13 protein-coding genes are annotated in these 15,269 nt (G+C 65.8%); 9 read left to right on the forward strand and 4 right to left on the reverse strand.

Annotation, left to right across the window (positions count from 1 at the left end):
• Positions 1-42: 42 nt before the first annotated feature.
• The 3 genes from NKF27_RS14140 to NKF27_RS14150 all read left to right on the forward strand — a co-directional run bounded on the left by NKF27_RS14140 (position 43) and on the right by NKF27_RS14150 (position 4,423).
• Positions 43-1,482, forward strand: a complete 1,440-nt coding sequence (locus NKF27_RS14140) for an NAD-dependent succinate-semialdehyde dehydrogenase (protein ID WP_045992927.1) — start codon at positions 43-45, stop codon at positions 1,480-1,482.
• 89 nt (positions 1,483-1,571) lie between these two features.
• Positions 1,572-2,864 (forward strand): 4-aminobutyrate--2-oxoglutarate transaminase, encoded by a 1,293-nt coding sequence (gene gabT / locus NKF27_RS14145; protein ID WP_108133251.1) that lies wholly within the window; start codon positions 1,572-1,574, stop codon positions 2,862-2,864.
• A 140-nt stretch (positions 2,865-3,004) separates the two neighbouring features.
• Positions 3,005-4,423, forward strand: a complete 1,419-nt coding sequence (locus NKF27_RS14150; RefSeq protein ID WP_045992929.1) for an amidase — start codon at positions 3,005-3,007, stop codon at positions 4,421-4,423.
• Positions 4,424-4,535: 112 nt separating this feature from the next.
• On the opposite strand, the gene NKF27_RS14155 is transcribed toward NKF27_RS14150, so the two are convergent.
• Together NKF27_RS14155 and NKF27_RS14160 are read right to left on the reverse strand one after the other, a co-directional pair.
• On the reverse strand, positions 4,536-4,775 hold the full coding sequence (locus NKF27_RS14155; protein ID WP_045992930.1) for a GlsB/YeaQ/YmgE family stress response membrane protein: 240 nt from the start codon (positions 4,773-4,775) through the stop codon (positions 4,536-4,538).
• A gap of 244 nt (positions 4,776-5,019) precedes the next feature.
• Positions 5,020-5,574, reverse strand: coding sequence for a DUF924 family protein (locus tag NKF27_RS14160; RefSeq protein WP_108133249.1), 555 nt, complete (start codon positions 5,572-5,574; stop codon positions 5,020-5,022).
• 102 nt (positions 5,575-5,676) lie between these two features.
• Here NKF27_RS14160 and NKF27_RS14165 point away from each other — a divergent pair, with 102 nt between their 5' ends.
• The 6 genes from NKF27_RS14165 to NKF27_RS14190 all read left to right on the forward strand — a co-directional run bounded on the left by NKF27_RS14165 (position 5,677) and on the right by NKF27_RS14190 (position 12,838).
• Positions 5,677-5,895, forward strand: a complete 219-nt coding sequence (locus NKF27_RS14165) for a hypothetical protein (protein ID WP_045992932.1) — start codon at positions 5,677-5,679, stop codon at positions 5,893-5,895.
• 376 nt (positions 5,896-6,271) lie between these two features.
• Positions 6,272-7,867: a solute:sodium symporter family transporter gene (locus NKF27_RS14170; RefSeq protein WP_045992933.1), complete on the forward strand. Its 1,596-nt coding sequence runs from the start codon at positions 6,272-6,274 to the stop codon at positions 7,865-7,867.
• 217 nt (positions 7,868-8,084) lie between these two features.
• Positions 8,085-9,104, forward strand: coding sequence for a GlxA family transcriptional regulator (locus NKF27_RS14175; protein WP_253552520.1), 1,020 nt, complete (start codon positions 8,085-8,087; stop codon positions 9,102-9,104).
• Between the two features lie 52 nt (positions 9,105-9,156).
• Positions 9,157-10,359 carry an MFS transporter gene (locus NKF27_RS14180; protein ID WP_108449061.1) on the forward strand — a complete coding sequence of 401 codons (1,203 nt, stop codon included), beginning with the start codon at positions 9,157-9,159 and terminating at the stop codon, positions 10,357-10,359.
• A 20-nt stretch (positions 10,360-10,379) separates the two neighbouring features.
• Positions 10,380-11,771, forward strand: coding sequence for a YcjX family protein (locus NKF27_RS14185; RefSeq protein ID WP_253552522.1), 1,392 nt, complete (start codon positions 10,380-10,382; stop codon positions 11,769-11,771).
• Complete coding sequence (locus NKF27_RS14190) at positions 11,768-12,838, forward strand: YcjF family protein (protein WP_253552524.1); 1,071 nt, start codon at positions 11,768-11,770, stop codon at positions 12,836-12,838. Before NKF27_RS14185 ends, NKF27_RS14190 begins: the two co-directional genes overlap by 4 nt.
• Positions 12,839-12,901: 63 nt before the next feature.
• On the opposite strand, the gene NKF27_RS14195 is transcribed toward NKF27_RS14190, so the two are convergent.
• Both NKF27_RS14195 and NKF27_RS14200 read right to left on the reverse strand, forming a co-directional pair.
• Positions 12,902-14,083 carry an AGE family epimerase/isomerase gene (locus tag NKF27_RS14195; RefSeq protein WP_108449058.1) on the reverse strand — a complete coding sequence of 394 codons (1,182 nt, stop codon included), beginning with the start codon at positions 14,081-14,083 and terminating at the stop codon, positions 12,902-12,904.
• Between the two features lie 276 nt (positions 14,084-14,359).
• Entirely contained in the window at positions 14,360-15,163 is an 804-nt protein-coding gene (locus tag NKF27_RS14200; RefSeq protein ID WP_253552526.1) for a Cof-type HAD-IIB family hydrolase, read from the reverse strand.
• Positions 15,164-15,269 lie beyond the last annotated feature (106 nt).

The raw sequence follows: 15,269 nt of genomic DNA on the forward strand, positions 1-15,269 counted from the left end.
GACATAACACCCCTCTTCTCTGACCCTTTCCGGAGCTCCCGCATGTCCCACGTTCAGGACCTGATCATCGACAAGGCGTACATCGGCGGCCAGTGGCGTGACGCCGATCGCCACTTCAGCGTCACCAATCCCGCCACCGGCGAGACCCTGGCCGAGGTGCCGGACTTGAACGCCGAGGAAGTCCGCGAAGCCATCGGTGCCGCCGATGCGGCCTGGGCCGGCTGGAAGCGCAAGACCGCCAAGGAACGCTCGGCCCTGCTGCGCGCCTGGTTCAACAGCATCATGGACCACCAGGAAGCCCTGGCCGAACTGATGACCCGTGAACAGGGCAAGCCGCTGGCCGAGTCCCGTGGCGAGGTCGCCTACGGCGCTGCCTTCGTCGAGTTCTACGCCGAGGAAGCCAAGCGTGTGGCTGGCGAGACCCTGCCGGGCCACGGACCCGACAAGCGTATCCTGGTGTTCCGCGAGCCGGTCGGTGTGGTCGCCGCCATCACCCCCTGGAACTTCCCGCTGGCGATGATCACCCGCAAGTGCGCTCCGGCCATGGCCGCCGGCTGCACCGTGGTGGTCAAACCGGCCGAGGCCACCCCGCTGACCGCCCTGGCACTGGCCAAGCTCGCTGAAGACGTGGGCATCCCCGCCGGCGTGCTCAACGTGGTGACCTCGAGCTCCCCGCGCGAAGTCGGCCCGGTACTGACCGGCGATGCCCGAGTGCGCAAGGTGTCCTTTACCGGCTCCACCCCGGTGGGCAAGATCCTGCTGGCCCAATGCGCCGACACCGTGAAGAAGGCCTCCATGGAGCTTGGCGGCAACGCGCCCTTTATCGTCTTCGATGACGCCGACCTGGACGCCGCCGTCGAGGGTGCCATCGCCTCCAAGTACCGCAACTCCGGCCAGACCTGCGTATGCACCAACCGCTTCCTGGTTCAGGACGGCGTCTACGATGCCTTTGTCGAGAAGCTGGCCAAGCGCGTGGGCGAACTGAAGGTCGGCAACGGCCTCGAGGACGGTGTGGTTCAGGGTCCCCTGATCAACTCGGCAGCGGTGGACAAGGTGCAGTCGCATATCGCTGACGCACTCGACAACGGTGCCCGCCTGGTCGCCGGCGGTGAGGCCCTGGAGGGCACCTTCTTCCAGCCCACGGTACTGGCCGACGTGACCACCGACATGCGTGTCGCCCGGGAAGAGACCTTCGGGCCGCTGGCCCCGGTGTTCCGCTTCTCCAGCGACGACGAAGCCATCGCCATGGCCAACGACACCGAATTCGGTCTGGCCGCCTACTTCTATGCCACCGACTATCGCCGTATCTGGCGCACCATGGAACAACTCGAGTACGGCATGGTCGCCATCAATGAGGGCATCCTCTCTACCGAGCTCGCCCCCTTCGGCGGCGTCAAGGAATCGGGTCTCGGTCGCGAAGGTTCACGCCATGGCCTCGATGAGTACACAGAGCTGAAATACGCCTGTGTCGGCGGTCTCTAAGGGCCAGCCCCGTCTCCCCGGGGCACGCCCTGCGTGTCCCGGACCTAGCGTCTACCCTATACATTCAGTGCCCCCAAAGGAGTCACGACATGAATAACGCTCAGCTGAACGAACTCAAGGACAAGTACGTCGCCAAGGGCGCGGCCAGCCCCGCCACCGCCTTCGCCGACCGCGCCAAGAACGCTGAACTGTGGGATGCCGATGGCAACCGCTTCATCGACTTCGCCGGCGGTATCGGCGTGCTCAACATCGGTCACTGCCACCCCAAGGTGGTGCAGGCGGTCAAGGACCAGCTCGACAAGGTGATGCACACCTGCCAGACCGTGATGCCCTACGAGGGCTACGTGAAGGTCGCCGAAAAGCTTGCTGCGATCACCCCGGTGCGCGGTGAGGCCAAGGTGATGCTGGCCAACTCCGGCGCCGAGGCGCTGGAAAACGCGGTCAAGATCGCCCGCGCCGCCACCGGCCGCAACAACGTCATCTGCTTCGACGGCGGCTACCATGGCCGTACCTTCATGACCATGGCGATGAACGGCAAGGTTGCCCCCTACGCCAGCGACTTCGGCACCATGCCGGGCTGCGTGTTCCGCGCCGGCTACCCGGTGGCCGAACACGGCATCAGCGAGGAAGAGGCGGTGCGTCGCCTCAAGATGGTGCTGAAGACCGACGCCAACCCCAAGGATACCGCCGCCATCGTGCTCGAGCCGGTACTGGGTGAAGGCGGCTTCTACCCCGCTCCGCAGAGCTTCCTCGAGAAGATCCGCGAGATCTGTGACGAACACGGCATCCTGATGATCGTCGACGAGGTCCAGAGCGGCTTCGGTCGTACCGGCAAGATGTTCGCCATCGAGCACAGCGGCGTGAAACCGGACCTGATGACCATGGCCAAGAGCATGGCCGCAGGCATGCCGATCTCCGCCGTGGTCGGCACCGCCGAGCACATGGACGCCTCCGGCGGCAACTCGCTGGGCGGCACCTACTCCGGCAGCCCGGTGTCCTGCGCCGCGACCCTGGCGGTGATGGAGGTGTTCGAGGAAGAGGACATCCTGGCCAAGAGCCAGGCGCTGGGCGACAAGCTGGCCAAGCGTTTTGCCCAGTGGGCGAGCGACTTCGACGCCGTGGTCCACCCGCGCAACCTGGGTTCCATGGCCGCCTTTGAACTCAACGGCAAGGACGGTCAGCCGGCTCCGGATCTCGCCGCCGCCCTGTGCAAGCGTGCCCGGGAGCAGGGCCTGATCCTGCTGTCCTGCGGCATGTTCGGCAACACCATCCGCTTCTTGATGCCGGTCACCATCGAGGACAAGGTACTCGAGGAAGGCCTGGACATCGTCGAGCAGAACCTCAAGGCCCTGGTCGGCAGCGAAGCCGCCGCTACCGCCTGATCGTGAAGCCTTGACGGCCTGAGCCGTCAGCCGATGACGCCACCGGTCCCGCCGGTGGCGTCGTCGTTTGTGGAGGTTGGCAACACTATGCCGAATCAAGCTAGGGTAAGGGTCCATCCATGGACGCGAGGGACCCGACCATGCAAGAGGACGAACTGGGCATTCTGGGCGTTGCCGCGCTGACGGAGCACTATCGCAGTGGCGACGCCTCCCCCCTGGAAGCCACCCGGGCGGCGCTTGCGCGCATCGAGCGCTTCAACGACGCCGTCAATGCCTACACCTACGTCGACGCCGAGGGTGCCGAAAAGGCGGCCAAGGCGTCGGCACGTCGCTGGGGCCAAGGCAAGCCGCTGAGTCCGATCGACGGTGTTCCGGTCTCGCTCAAGGATCTGACCAACGTGGCCGGCATGCCGACGTCCAACGGCTCGCTGCTGGGTTCAAGCGAGCCCTGCGATGCCGACGCGCCACCGGCGAAACGCCTGAGAGAGGCCGGCGCCATCCTGCTGGGCAAGACCAACACCCCGGAAGACGGCTGGAAGGCGGTCACCGACAATCGGGTGTTCGGCGCCACCTGCAACCCCTGGGATACCCGCCTGACCGCGGGAGGCTCGTCCGGCGGTGCTGCCGCCGCAGCGGCCCTCAACATGGGGGTGTTGCACCAGGGCGGCGACTCCGGCGGCTCGATCCGCATTCCTGCCGCCTTCTGCGGGGTGTTCGGCTTCAAGCCGACCTTCGGCTGGACGCCCCAGTGGCCGCCGGCGGAAGAACCGACGCTGTCCCATATCGGGCCCATCGCCCGCAGCGTCGACGACGCCGTGGCGATGCTCAATGTCATTGGCCGCTACGACTATGTCGATCCCTACGCCACCCGGGGCCAGCCGGAGGACTGGGGCCAGGATATCGGCAAGGGGCTCGAGGGACTGCGCATCGCCTTTTCCACCGATCTGGGCTTCGCCGAGGTGGACCCTCAGGTCGCCACACGGGTCAGAGAAGCGGCGGATCGCATGCGGGATCTGGGCGCGGAGATCTGCGAGGTGGATCCAGAGCTGCCCTCGCCGCTATGGATCTTTCAGCGGCTGTGGTTCACCGCCTCGCTGGAGATGGTCTCGCAGCTCAGCGACAGCGAACGCGCCAAGCTGGACCCCGGCCTCTACGAGAACGCCCTGCGTGCAGAAGAGTGGAAGGCCGTGGAGCTGTTTCGCGCCCAGGCGGCCCGAGCCGAGCTGACCATGCGTCTTGAGCAGTTCAACCAGGACTACCACCTGCTGATGACGCCCTCGGTGCCGATCAGCCCCTTCGAGATCAACCACCAGGTGCCGCCGGGTAGCCAGATGCGCGACTGGGAGGAGTGGGCGCCGTTCTCCTACCCCTTCAACCTGAGCCAGCAGCCGGCCGCCTCGGTACCCTGCGGTTTCACCGACCGTGGCCTGCCGGTGGGTTTCCAGCTGGCCGGCGGCAAGTTCGACGACGCCCGGGTACTGCGCGCCTGCCACGCCTTTCTCGAGGCGCATCCGCCGCGCTTCCCGACCCTGCCGGACCCGGCCCAGCGCGCCGGCTGAGCGGTGCATCAGGCCCCTGGCAGGGGCCACCTACGACAAGGGCCCGGTGCAGTGCACCGGGCCCCTTGCGATGACGGCGAGTCGCCGCCATTCGGTCGCTGATCAGAGCGCGCTAACCGCGTAGCTTGCCCACACCCCACAGCAGCACCACGGCACCCACCACCGCAGTGACCAGTGAACCGATAAAGCCGCCGCTGGACAGCCCCACCAGGCTGAACAGCAGGCCGCCAATCAGGGCACCCACCACGCCGACGCCGATGTTGCCGAGCAGGCCGAAGCCGCCGCCACGCATGATGTTGCCCGCTATCCAGCCAGCCAGACCACCGATGATCAACCACGCGATAAAGCTCATTGCGTTCTCCTTTCGTCACTGAATGGAAACTTGCGAATCGTTCACCCTCGCTCCTTCGACCAAATCCTTTGACCAGGGCGCGAGGTGCCGCGTCGATCGCCCGGGGACGATCTTCACCGTTCACAGCTATACCATTACATCATTGCATACGAAAGTAGGGATATGTCACGTAATGTGAGACGCGACAGCACGAATACCGTCCGGTGACGCTGGGTCAGCGCCGATGACAGGCCCTTCGTCGCGTCTAGAATCGGTTGCCGGGCTGGGCAAGAAAGGCCAGCTCCTCGGCGGTGGACGCTCGTCCCAGCGCCTCATTGCGCTGAGGATAGCGACCAAAACGCACCAGCACCTCGCGGTGGCGATGTTCGTGGTGCAGGTTGTGCTCGAGTCCCGGTTGGTCGAACAGGCGCAGCGCCTCGTCGTGCACACGCAACGACTCGCTGTGCATATAGGGCATGTACAGGAAGGCTCGCCAGGGAGGGTCGAGCACCCGATCTGCGCGCTGGGACACCGCCTCCTGGGCCAGTACCAGGGCCTGACCGTCACAGGCGAAGGCTCGCGGCTCGCCACGGTAGATGTTGCGAGAGAACTGATCGAGCACCAGGATTTCCGCCAGCCGCCCGCGGGCCGAGGTACGCCACTGCCAGGTCTCGCCGGCGGCCGCCGCCGCCAGGGTCGCACCGAAGTCATGGCGGATACGGCCATCCAGCGCATCATCCTTGGCGAACCACTGTTTTGGTGTCAGCGTCTGAAACCAGAACTCGATCACTTCGTCGGCTCGCACCACCCTGTCGGTCATGGCAGACTCCCCTTCGCTCTCTTGTGACCCAGGCGGCCGCGCCCTTTCGCTCGCGGGTTCCGCCACGTCGCCCCTCTGCCACAGGATGCCCAGGGACAGCCCATGACCTCGTTTGAACTGCTTCGATCGCTCGCCGTGGTGTTTCATCTCACAGGCTTGCTGGTCTGCCTGCTCGGCCTTCACCTGGCACGCCACCCGCAGCGCCGATGGCCCGGTCGTGCGCTGGCCCTGTGCGGCTTTATCATCGCGGCAACGCCGACACTGCTGCAACTGTTCGGCATCATCGAGCCTGTGCCGATTTCAGCAGCTCCGCCAAACTGACCCGCTGCGACAAAAGACGTATGGCTCGCCACGGCGAGCCGATTAGACTTGCGATCACGTAGTTGGAATACGCAACCGTCGGTCAACTTAATCCTTTAAGTTTGACGTCTTTCTGGAAAAAGACGAAGACTTTCGGAATTTCCACCGACTTGACGTCAATGCGACACTGCGCGAACCCGCGCTGCTTCAACGCCGAAAGATGCACTGGAGCGGGCAGGATGACGCAAGCGCTGCAAAGATACTTCCTGGGTGTCGGCGCCACTGGCCTGCCAGCTGGCGCTCGGCACGGACATCGACCCAAGTGCGGTAATCGCCATGCCCCCTGTGGGGGGCTCACGACCACGCCGCACCGGACAACGACCGCAAGGATGACACCATGCCCCTACTCACCTTCGCGTCCTTCCTGTTCTTTACAGGACTGGTCGCCTTCATCACCTGGCGCATCACCCGCCGTGACGACCATTCAAGCACCAGCGGCTTCTTCCTGGCGGGACGCAGCCTGACCTTCCCGCTGATCGCCGGCTCGCTGTTGATGACCAACCTGTCCACCGAGCAGATGGTCGGCCTCAACGGCTCCGCCTTCACCGATGGCCTCAGCGTGATGGCCTGGGAGGTGGTGGCGGTCATGGCGCTGGTGGCGCTGGCGCTGTTCTTCCTGCCGCGCTTTCTGAAAAGCGGCATCGCCACCCTGCCCCAGTTGCTCGAGATTCGCTTCGACAAGGGCACCCAGCTGATCACCAACGTGATCTTTCTGATCGCCTACGCGGTGGTACTGCTGCCGATCATCCTCTACTCCGGCGCCATCGGCCTGCAGGGCATGCTCGACCTGTCCGGGCTCACCGGCATCGAATCCAGCACCACCCTGCTGTGGCTGACGGTGTGGATCGTCGGCATCATCGGCTCCATCTATGCCCTGTTCGGGGGCCTGCGCACCGTTGCCGTGTCGGATACCCTCAATGGCGTCGGCCTGTTGATCGGTGGCTTCGTGATCGTCTACTTCGGCCTTCAGGCGGTCAGCGACAGCGGCGGTGTGCTCGCCGGCTGGGAGATCCTCAAGGAATCCAACCCCGACAAGATGAACTCCATCGGTGGCAGCGAGCAGAGCGTCCCCTTCTTCACCCTGTTCACCGGCGTCTTCCTGATCAACGTCTTCTACTGGACCACCAACCAGCAGATCATCCAGCGGACCTTCGCCGCCAAGAACCTGGCCGAGGGCCAGAAGGGCGTGCTGCTGACCGGCTTCTTCAAGCTGCTGGGGCCCCTGTACCTGGTCCTGCCGGGCATCATCGCCTACCACCTGTACGCCGATCAGGGCGTCAAGGCTGACGCGGCCTACGGCCACCTGGTGTTCAACGTGCTGCCTGCGCCGCTCACCGGCTTCTTCGCCGCGGTGATGGTCGGCGCCATCCTGTCCTCCTTCAACTCGGCGCTGAACTCCACCACCACCCTGTTCAGTCTGGGCCTCTACAAGGCGGTACTGAAGAAGGACGCCACCGAGGCTCAGGTGGTCAAGTCGAGCCAGGTGTTCGGCTGGATCATGGCCATCTCCGCGATGATCATCGCGCCGCTGCTGGCCGGTCAGGAAAGCCTGTTCGGCTACCTGCAGAAGATGAACGCCATCTACTTCATCCCCATCCTGGCGGTGGTGGTGGTCGGCCTGCTGACCCGTCGTGTGCCCCCCATGGCGGCCAAGATCGCCCTGGTGGGTGGCTGTCTGGCCATCTTCTGTGGCTACTTCATCCCGCCCTTCAACAAGCTGCCGGTGATCATGCACGAGTTCCACTTCGTCGCCCTGGTGTTCGTGCTGCTGGTGGCATTGATGCTGGTGATCGGCAAGCTGCGCCCGCGCGCCGAGGCCTGGAAGCAGGAGGACGTGGGCGCCGTCGACCTGACGCCCTGGAAGGGCGCCGTGCCGGCGGGCATCGTGCTGGTCATCCTGGTCATCGCCATCTACCTGGCCTTTGCCGGCTGATGCTCCCGATCTCCGACGGACCAGAACCTGACCGTCACCACGGTCTGCTCTGACCGCGACGCCCCGCCCTGTCAAGGCGGGGCGTCGTCGTTGTGGACACCGCATGTCCATATCGGTGGGGTAATGGTCCTTGCCGACATTCCTGACCTCCCCCAGACTCCAGAGACTCGCTGTCGCGCCGTTGTCAGGTGCGTCCCCCTTCTCTGGAGCCCCCATCGTGACCACGACTCGAAACGTCGCCCTGCTGGCCTACCCCGACTGTCAGATGCTCGACGTCAGCGGCCCCTGGCAGGTCTTCGCCAGCGCCAACGACGTGCTGGGCAAGACTGCCTACCGGCTACGTCTGATCGGCCGAAGTGCGAGCGAACTGGTCACCAACGGCGGTCTGCGACTGCTGCCGGATCTTGACTGGGAAGGGTGGGAGAGCGAACTCGACGAGGCCCCCGATGCTGGCGGCAACGGCCGCGACCTGACCACCCTGCTCATCGCCGGGGGCCACGGCGTCTTCGTCCAGTGCCAGCAACAGCGCTGGCGCGAACGACTGACGCGGGTGGCGCCGCACCTCGGGCGCCTGGGCGCCGTCTGCACCGGCGCCTTCCTGCTGGCCGATGCTGGCCTGCTCGACGGACGCAGCGCCACCACCCACTGGCGCCACTGTCGACGGCTTGCCGACGACTTTCCGCAGGTAAGAGTCCAGGCCGATGCGCTCTACGTCCATGACGGCGGGCGCTACACCAGCGCCGGGGTCACCGCCGGCATCGACCTGGCGCTGTCGCTGGTCGAGAGTGATCTGGGCGCAGAAGCCGCCGCAGCGGTGGCCCGCGAACTGGTGATGTTCCTCCATCGCCCCGGCGGCCAGTCCCAGTTCAGCGAACTGCTGTCTCGCCAGCATCGTTGCGGCCCCCGTCTGCGCCCGTTGATCGATCGGCTGCACGCCGACCCCGGCGGCTCCTTCGATCTGGAGAACATGGCCGACAGCCTGAAGATCACCCCACGCCACCTGACCCGGCTGTTTCGCCACCACCTGGACACCAGTCCCGGCGAGTACCTCACCGGACTGCGCCTGGAGGCGGCTCGGCGCGAACTGGTGCGTGGCGAAACCTCGCTGGAACGCCTCGCTTCACGTTGGCACCTGGGCACCAGCGAACAACTGAGACGCCAGTTCCATCGCCACTATGGCGTTTCGCCATCGGTCTACCGTGCGCGCTTCGGCGCCGATTCAGCGAACCATCGCTGAGCTACCGCCTCAGTCTTTTTTATCCACGACCTTCATTACCGGAGACTCCGCCATGCCCCCTGTGACTTCATCCCGCCTCCCCGGCGGTGTGCTTCTGCTGTCGCTGTGTCAGGCGCTGCTGGTGAGCGGCAACATTCTGTTGATCGCCGTCTCACCGCTGATCGGCCAGAGCCTGGCGCCCTCGCCCTGGCTGTCCACCCTGCCGGTGGCGACTCAGTGGCTGGGGTTGATGCTCGCCACCCTGCCGGCCTCCTTGATCATGGGCCGATTGGGGCGCAAGCGAGGCTTCGTGATCGGCAACCTGATCGGCTTCGCCGGCACGGTAGCCGCCTACCTGGCGCTGCTGGCCAATCACTTCGCCGCCTTCGCCGTGGCGACCATGGCAATTGGCGTGGGCATCGGCTTCGGTCAGCTCTATCGCTTCGCGGCGATCGAGCTGGCCCCGAGCGGCGCCAGGGACAGGGCCATCGGTCTGGTCATGGGCGGTGGTGTGCTGGCCGCCTTCTTCGGCCCCTGGCTTGCGCGTATCAGTCAGGATGCTGTCACGACGCCCTTTCTCGGAAGCTTCATCGGCCTGGGAGCGCTCTACCTCATCGCCCTGGCCCTGTTGCTGGTGGTACCTTTGCCCCCGCTGGACCCGAGCACCCGTCATGGCAAGAGACGTCCGCTCGGGGAGCTGCTGGCACAGCCCAAGCTTTGGCTTGCGGTACTCGCCGCCATGATCGGCTACGGCGTGATGAACCTGGCCATGACGGCTACCCCCCTGGCCATGGCCTCCGATGGCCACGCCTTTCACCACGTCTCGATGACGATTCAGTGGCATGTGCTGGCGATGTTCGCGCCCTCGTTCTTCACCGGCCAACTGACCCAGCGGTTCGGCACGACACGCATGATCGCGCTGGGTTGTGTGCTGCTTTGCGCCAGTGCCCTCAGCGCCCTGGCACCCTCCAGCCTGGCGGGCTTCAATGTCACCTTGATCCTGCTGGGACTGGGCTGGAACTTTACCTTTCTGCCGGCCACTGGCCTTCTGACCGAGTGTCACCTGCCCGCAGAAAAGGCCCGTGTTCAGGCCGCCAACGAGTTCCTGGTGTTTTCTACTGCGGCGATCACCGCCCTGGCGGCCGGCCCGCTGATCCAGTGGCTGGGCTGGCAGACGCTCAATCTGTGGCTGTTGCCGATGGCTGCCCTGCCGCTGATACTGATCGCGGCGCAGCGTCTTGCCTTTGACGCCGGTCGCCCCCAGATTAAGGAATAACTTTCACCGACGGAGTGGCAATGCCAACGGACCTGACCCGTGATCTGATGGACCTGATCGAGCGCGGCCGAGACCGCCAGCTGCGTCTGGCGGTGACCGGGCTATCTCGGGCCGGCAAGACGGCATTCTTGACCTCCCTGGTGGACCAGTTGCGTCACGCCGGGCTCGAGGCGCGGCTCGACCTGCTCACGGCCAGCCGCGAGGGGCGCCTGCTGGGCGCCCAGCGCGTTTCCCAGCAGGATCTCGCGGTCCCCAGGTTTCCCTTCGACCGAGCCCGCGCCAGCCTCGAGAGCACGCCTCCCGAGTGGCCCCAGCCCACCCGTGGCATCAGCGAGTTGCGCCTGAAGATTCGCTATCGCCCCGGTCGCCAGCAGTGGTTGCGACCCGATACCGCCGAGTTGACCCTGGACCTGTTCGACTATCCTGGCGAGTGGCTGCTCGACCTGCCGCTGCTGGACCACGACTTCCTGAGCTGGAGCCTCGCCCAGTGGGACGCGGCGGGGCCAGCAAGGCGCGCCATGCTGGCCGACTGGGAAAGCGCGGTGCGTGAACTTCGGCTCGACGACGAGGCCGACGAGGCCCGCCTGGCGGAGATCAGCGAGCGCTACGCAGAAGGCCTGCGCGCCGCCAGGGAGGCCGGCTTCTCCGACCTTCAGCCCGGCCGCTTTCTGCTGCCGGGGGAGCTGTCCGGCGCCCCGGTGCTGCAGTTCTTCCCCCTGCCGGGGCTGGAGCAGGCATCGCCTGAGGACCTCGAACGGCTGCCCGAGACCAGCGTCTACCGTACCCTGGCCCGGCGTTTCAGCTACTACCAGCAACATATCGTCAAGCCGTTCTACCGCGAGCACTTCCGGCGCTTCGATCGCCAGATCGTGCTGGTGGACGTGCTGGGGGCACTGAACGCCGGGCCGGAACGCTTCGAGGATCTGTCCAAGGCGCTCCATCGTCTGATGCAGAGCTTCAACTACGGCCAGCGCAGCCTGTTCTCGCGGCTGTTCACGCCGCGTATCGACCGCCTCGCCATCGCCGCCACCAAGGCCGACCACGTGACCCCGGAACAGCATGCCCGTCTGGTCGGGCTGCTCGAGGCACTGCTGGCCGAGCCGCTGAAGAACCTCAAGTACGCCAATATTCCGGTCAAGGCCATGTCGCTGGCGGCCATTCGCGCCACCGAGGCCCGCGAGGTCACCCACCAGGGCAGGAAATCCCCCGCGCTCAAGGGCGTCACCCTGGAAGGCGAGCCCTTGCTGGCCTTCCCCGGCGAGGTGCCCAGCCGCCTGCCTGACCCGGCCTTCTGGGATCGCCAGGGGTTCGATTTCACCGCCTTCCGCCCTCAGCCCTCGACCACCGGTGCGCTGCCCCATATTCGCATGGACCTGGCGCTGGACTGGCTGATTGGAGACAAGCTCGCATGACTCGAGATAGCCGTGACGACCCGCGCCCTGCGGTACGCTTCGCCGATGACGACGATGCGCCCTCCGCTGCCGGCGTCGACAACACCACCTTCAGTGACCCGCGTCCGGGCCTGCGCTTCGACGATCACCTGGACAGCCGAGCGCTGACCCCGGCCGAGGCGCCACAAGCCGATACCAAGGTCGACCTCGAGGGTTCTCTGGGACGCCCACGCAAGCGCCGCTGGGGCCTGATCGCAGTGCTGGGAGCGGCGGTGGGACTGGGCGGCGCCGAACTGGTGACCGGGGTCCCCGCTACCCTGGCAGGCGGTGACCTGATCGCCACCGGCTGGCAACTGCTGGGATTTGCCACCATCGGCCTTGGCGGGCTCGCCCTGAGCCGGGAGCTGTTTCGCCTCAGGCGCCTCAAGCGCCACGATCAGTTGCGTGAATCCCTGGCCGAATTGCCGTCGCGCTCCCCCAGGGACGCACTGTCCATGGTCAGACGGCTCAAGCATCAGCTGGCCCTCGGCGACGACGATCCCCATTGGCTGGCCTTCGAGGCGGCCCGTGAAGACCACCACGACGGCCGTGACCTGCAGGCGCTGGTGGCCCACCATCTGCTCGCCCCCCGTGACCGGGAAGCGCGCCGGCTGATCTCGCGCATGAGCGGAGAAACCGCCGTGATGGTGGCGGTCAGCCCGCTGACCCTGGTCGACATGGCACTGGTGGCCTGGCGCCACCTGGCGATGATCGATCGCCTGTGCCGACTCTACGGATTGGAACTGGGCTACGCCGCCCGGGTACGCCTGCTGCGCAGCGTGCTCTATCAGATGGCCTTCGCCGGCGCCACCGAGCTTGCCGCCGACGCCAGCATGCAGATGCTGTCGCTGGACCTGGCAGGGCGGCTGTCCACCCGCGCCGCCCAGGGCCTCGGCGTGGGGCTGCTGGGGGCACGTCTGGGGCTGCGCACCCAGCGTCTGGTGCGCCCGCTGGCCTTCGACCCTGACGAGCGCCCCCGAGTGGCGGACCTGCGCCGCGATCTGTGGCGCCAGCTCAGGCGCATGGAGGCACCGAAGAAGGACGCCTGACGGCCCAGGACGGTGTGGAGCGCCGGCAATGACATGGCATCGGCCGGCGCCGAAGACAGATGCCTAGCGATCCAGCCGCTCGAGCACTTCCATGACTTCCTGACAGGCGCCCATGGTGTGGTAGTCGACCTTGCCGGCAGGGCTCTTCAGGTTGTCGTAACGACGATTGTCCGGCGTCAGGATACGCACCCAGGCGCCATGGTGGTGGTCGATCATGTGCTGCCAACTGTAGTCCCACAGCCGCTGGTACCAGCGTCGATAGCTGGCCTTGCCAGTGACCTCCCAGAGCACGGCGGCCGCGGCGAAGCTCTCCGCCTGGACCCAGAAGTACTTGTCGCCGTCACATACCTGCCCGTCGAGATCCAGGCCATAGACCAGGCCGCCATGGGTCCTGTCCCAGCCCGCTTCGCAGGCGCTCGAGAACAACCGCTCGGCGGTGGGGATCAACCAGGCATCGTCGCGATAGCGTGCCAGCAGCACCAGCAGCTTGGCCCATTCGGTCTGGTGGCCCACCTGATAGCCCCAGGGACGGAACAGATGCTTGGGATCGTCGCGGTTGTAGTCGAAGTCGCGCTGCCACTGGCGGTTGTAGTGCTCCCAGATCCAGCCATGGGGATGGTCATCGCTGGCCTTGGTGATCGCGCGGGCGATGGCCATGGCCTGGTCCAGATAGGGTGTCTCGCCGGTGGCCTCGAAGGCGGCGATCAGCGCCTCACAGCCATGCATGTTGGCGTTCTGGCCGCGATAGTCGCTGAGATTCCAGTGCTCATCTGCTTCATCGGCGAAGCGCTGCCACTGGGGTTCCCAGAAGCGCTTGTCGAGCATGGCGTGTACCCGACCGATACCCTCGTAGGCTTCATCGATGCCGGCGCGATAGGCCTCGGCGTAGGCCAGCAGCACGAAGGCCAGGCCGTAACAGTGATGGGTGGGGTCTTCGACTTTTCCATCGCGCAGGGTCCAGGCGTAGCCCTGGTGGCGCGTCTGGAAGTGGGCCTTTTCGAGATACGCCAGGCCATGGCGGGCCCAGTGCAGATACTCGGGATTGCCGGTCTGCCGCGCGAAGCGAGCGTAGGTCACCACGAAACGCGTACTGGAGACCAGGTGCCGATGTCCGGCGTCGACGATGTGGCCATCGTCACGAAAATACTGGAAGAAACCGCCGTGCGGATCGATCGCCCGCGGATGATAGAACGCCATGGTGTCGCGCACATGGCGATCGAGAAACATCGGGTCAAATCCGTTCATCACTGCCTCCTGTTACGGGGGATGCAAGACCTCGGTATGACGGCGCTAGGCGCTGTCCGAAAAGTCGACGAGCGAAGGTTAGACAAGGCAAAAATCGGTGAGAAAGCGCAGTTTACGGGGTGTAAATGAGCATTTTGACCGGGCTGGCGCACCAGCCGATTTTTAACGCCGTATTACCGAGCGCAGGCACTTTTCAGACAAGCCCTAGCCCGCCGCCCCACCACTGCCCCAAGTGTGGCCTCAGTGTAGCGCGCTGCCTTTGCCTCGGCCGCCCCGTCAGCCGTCCAGTCCAAACCGCTGCCGCAGGTGCTGGGCCACCGCTGCCTCGGCGTGGTGACCGATCACGCGGGCCTCGGGCAGGTCCTCGGCCAGCCTGGGATGGGCGTTGGCCATCACCTGGGCCTCGCCGGCCAGCGCCAGCATCTCCAGATCATTGAGGTTGTCGCCGAAGGCCAGGCAACGGGTGGCGGGGATGCCGAGGTCGTCAAGCAGTGCCGAGACGGCGGTGCCCTTGTTGACCCCGGCGGCCATGATCTCCAGCGAATGACTCATCGAGTAGGTGATGTGAAGCGCCTCGCCTGCCGCCTCCCGGGCGCCGGCTTCGATATCGGCGAGCAGACTGGGGTCACCGATATAGAGCACCTTGCCGACCCCCTGGACGTCCATCTCTCCCGGTCCTTCCACCCGGTAGCCAAAGCCGGTGGCCTCGTGCAGCGACAGCAGGCCCGGGGCGTGATCATCGATCACCCAGGCCTCGTCGCGGTACATGTTGAGGCGTACGTCGGGATGACGCGGCAACTGGATCAGCGCCTCGACCAGCTCCGGGGCGAGGTGCGCCGACCGCACGCAGCGGCCGTTCGGGTCCAGTGTCCAGGCGCCGTTGCTGGAGATGATATGGGCGTCCACCCCCAGGCGATCGCGAAAGCCGATCATGTCGCGATGATGACGGCCCGAGGCCAGGGCGATGCTGTGGCCATCGGTGGCCAGTCGACGCAGGGTCTCGACGGTCAGCTCGGCCAGGTCATGGTTGGCACCCAGCAGGGTACCGTCGAGGTCGGACACGATCAGGTGAGGCAGCATGGCGACTCCGGGTCTTCAGGGGGAACGGGGAAGTCTACACCAGATGGCCAGGCGTAGAACGCCAGCGGCGGCACACCCTGAAGTGTGCCGCCGCTGGCGGTAAGGC

Origin of the sequence: Halomonas sp. DN3 (genome assembly GCF_024137905.1) — a bacterium.
In the GTDB taxonomy this organism is placed as follows: domain Bacteria; phylum Pseudomonadota; class Gammaproteobacteria; order Pseudomonadales; family Halomonadaceae; genus Halomonas; species Halomonas litopenaei.

Excerpts from the sequence above, each read along its gene's own strand:
- NKF27_RS14140 (WP_045992927.1), top strand. The coding sequence starts at position 43 with ATGTCCCACGTTCAGGACCTGATCATCGACAAGGCGTACATCGGCGGC.
- gabT (WP_108133251.1), top strand. The coding sequence starts at position 1,572 with ATGAATAACGCTCAGCTGAACGAACTCAAGGACAAGTACGTCGCCAAG.
- NKF27_RS14150 (WP_045992929.1), top strand. The coding sequence starts at position 3,005 with ATGCAAGAGGACGAACTGGGCATTCTGGGCGTTGCCGCGCTGACGGAG.
- NKF27_RS14155 (WP_045992930.1), bottom strand. The coding sequence starts at position 4,775 with ATGAGCTTTATCGCGTGGTTGATCATCGGTGGTCTGGCTGGCTGGATA.
- NKF27_RS14160 (WP_108133249.1), bottom strand. The coding sequence starts at position 5,574 with ATGACCGACAGGGTGGTGCGAGCCGACGAAGTGATCGAGTTCTGGTTT.
- NKF27_RS14165 (WP_045992932.1), top strand. The coding sequence starts at position 5,677 with ATGACCTCGTTTGAACTGCTTCGATCGCTCGCCGTGGTGTTTCATCTC.
- NKF27_RS14170 (WP_045992933.1), top strand. The coding sequence starts at position 6,272 with ATGCCCCTACTCACCTTCGCGTCCTTCCTGTTCTTTACAGGACTGGTC.
- NKF27_RS14180 (WP_108449061.1), top strand. The coding sequence starts at position 9,157 with ATGCCCCCTGTGACTTCATCCCGCCTCCCCGGCGGTGTGCTTCTGCTG.
- NKF27_RS14185 (WP_253552522.1), top strand. The coding sequence starts at position 10,380 with ATGCCAACGGACCTGACCCGTGATCTGATGGACCTGATCGAGCGCGGC.
- NKF27_RS14190 (WP_253552524.1), top strand. The coding sequence starts at position 11,768 with ATGACTCGAGATAGCCGTGACGACCCGCGCCCTGCGGTACGCTTCGCC.
- NKF27_RS14195 (WP_108449058.1), bottom strand. The coding sequence starts at position 14,083 with ATGAACGGATTTGACCCGATGTTTCTCGATCGCCATGTGCGCGACACC.
- NKF27_RS14200 (WP_253552526.1), bottom strand. The coding sequence starts at position 15,163 with ATGCTGCCTCACCTGATCGTGTCCGACCTCGACGGTACCCTGCTGGGT.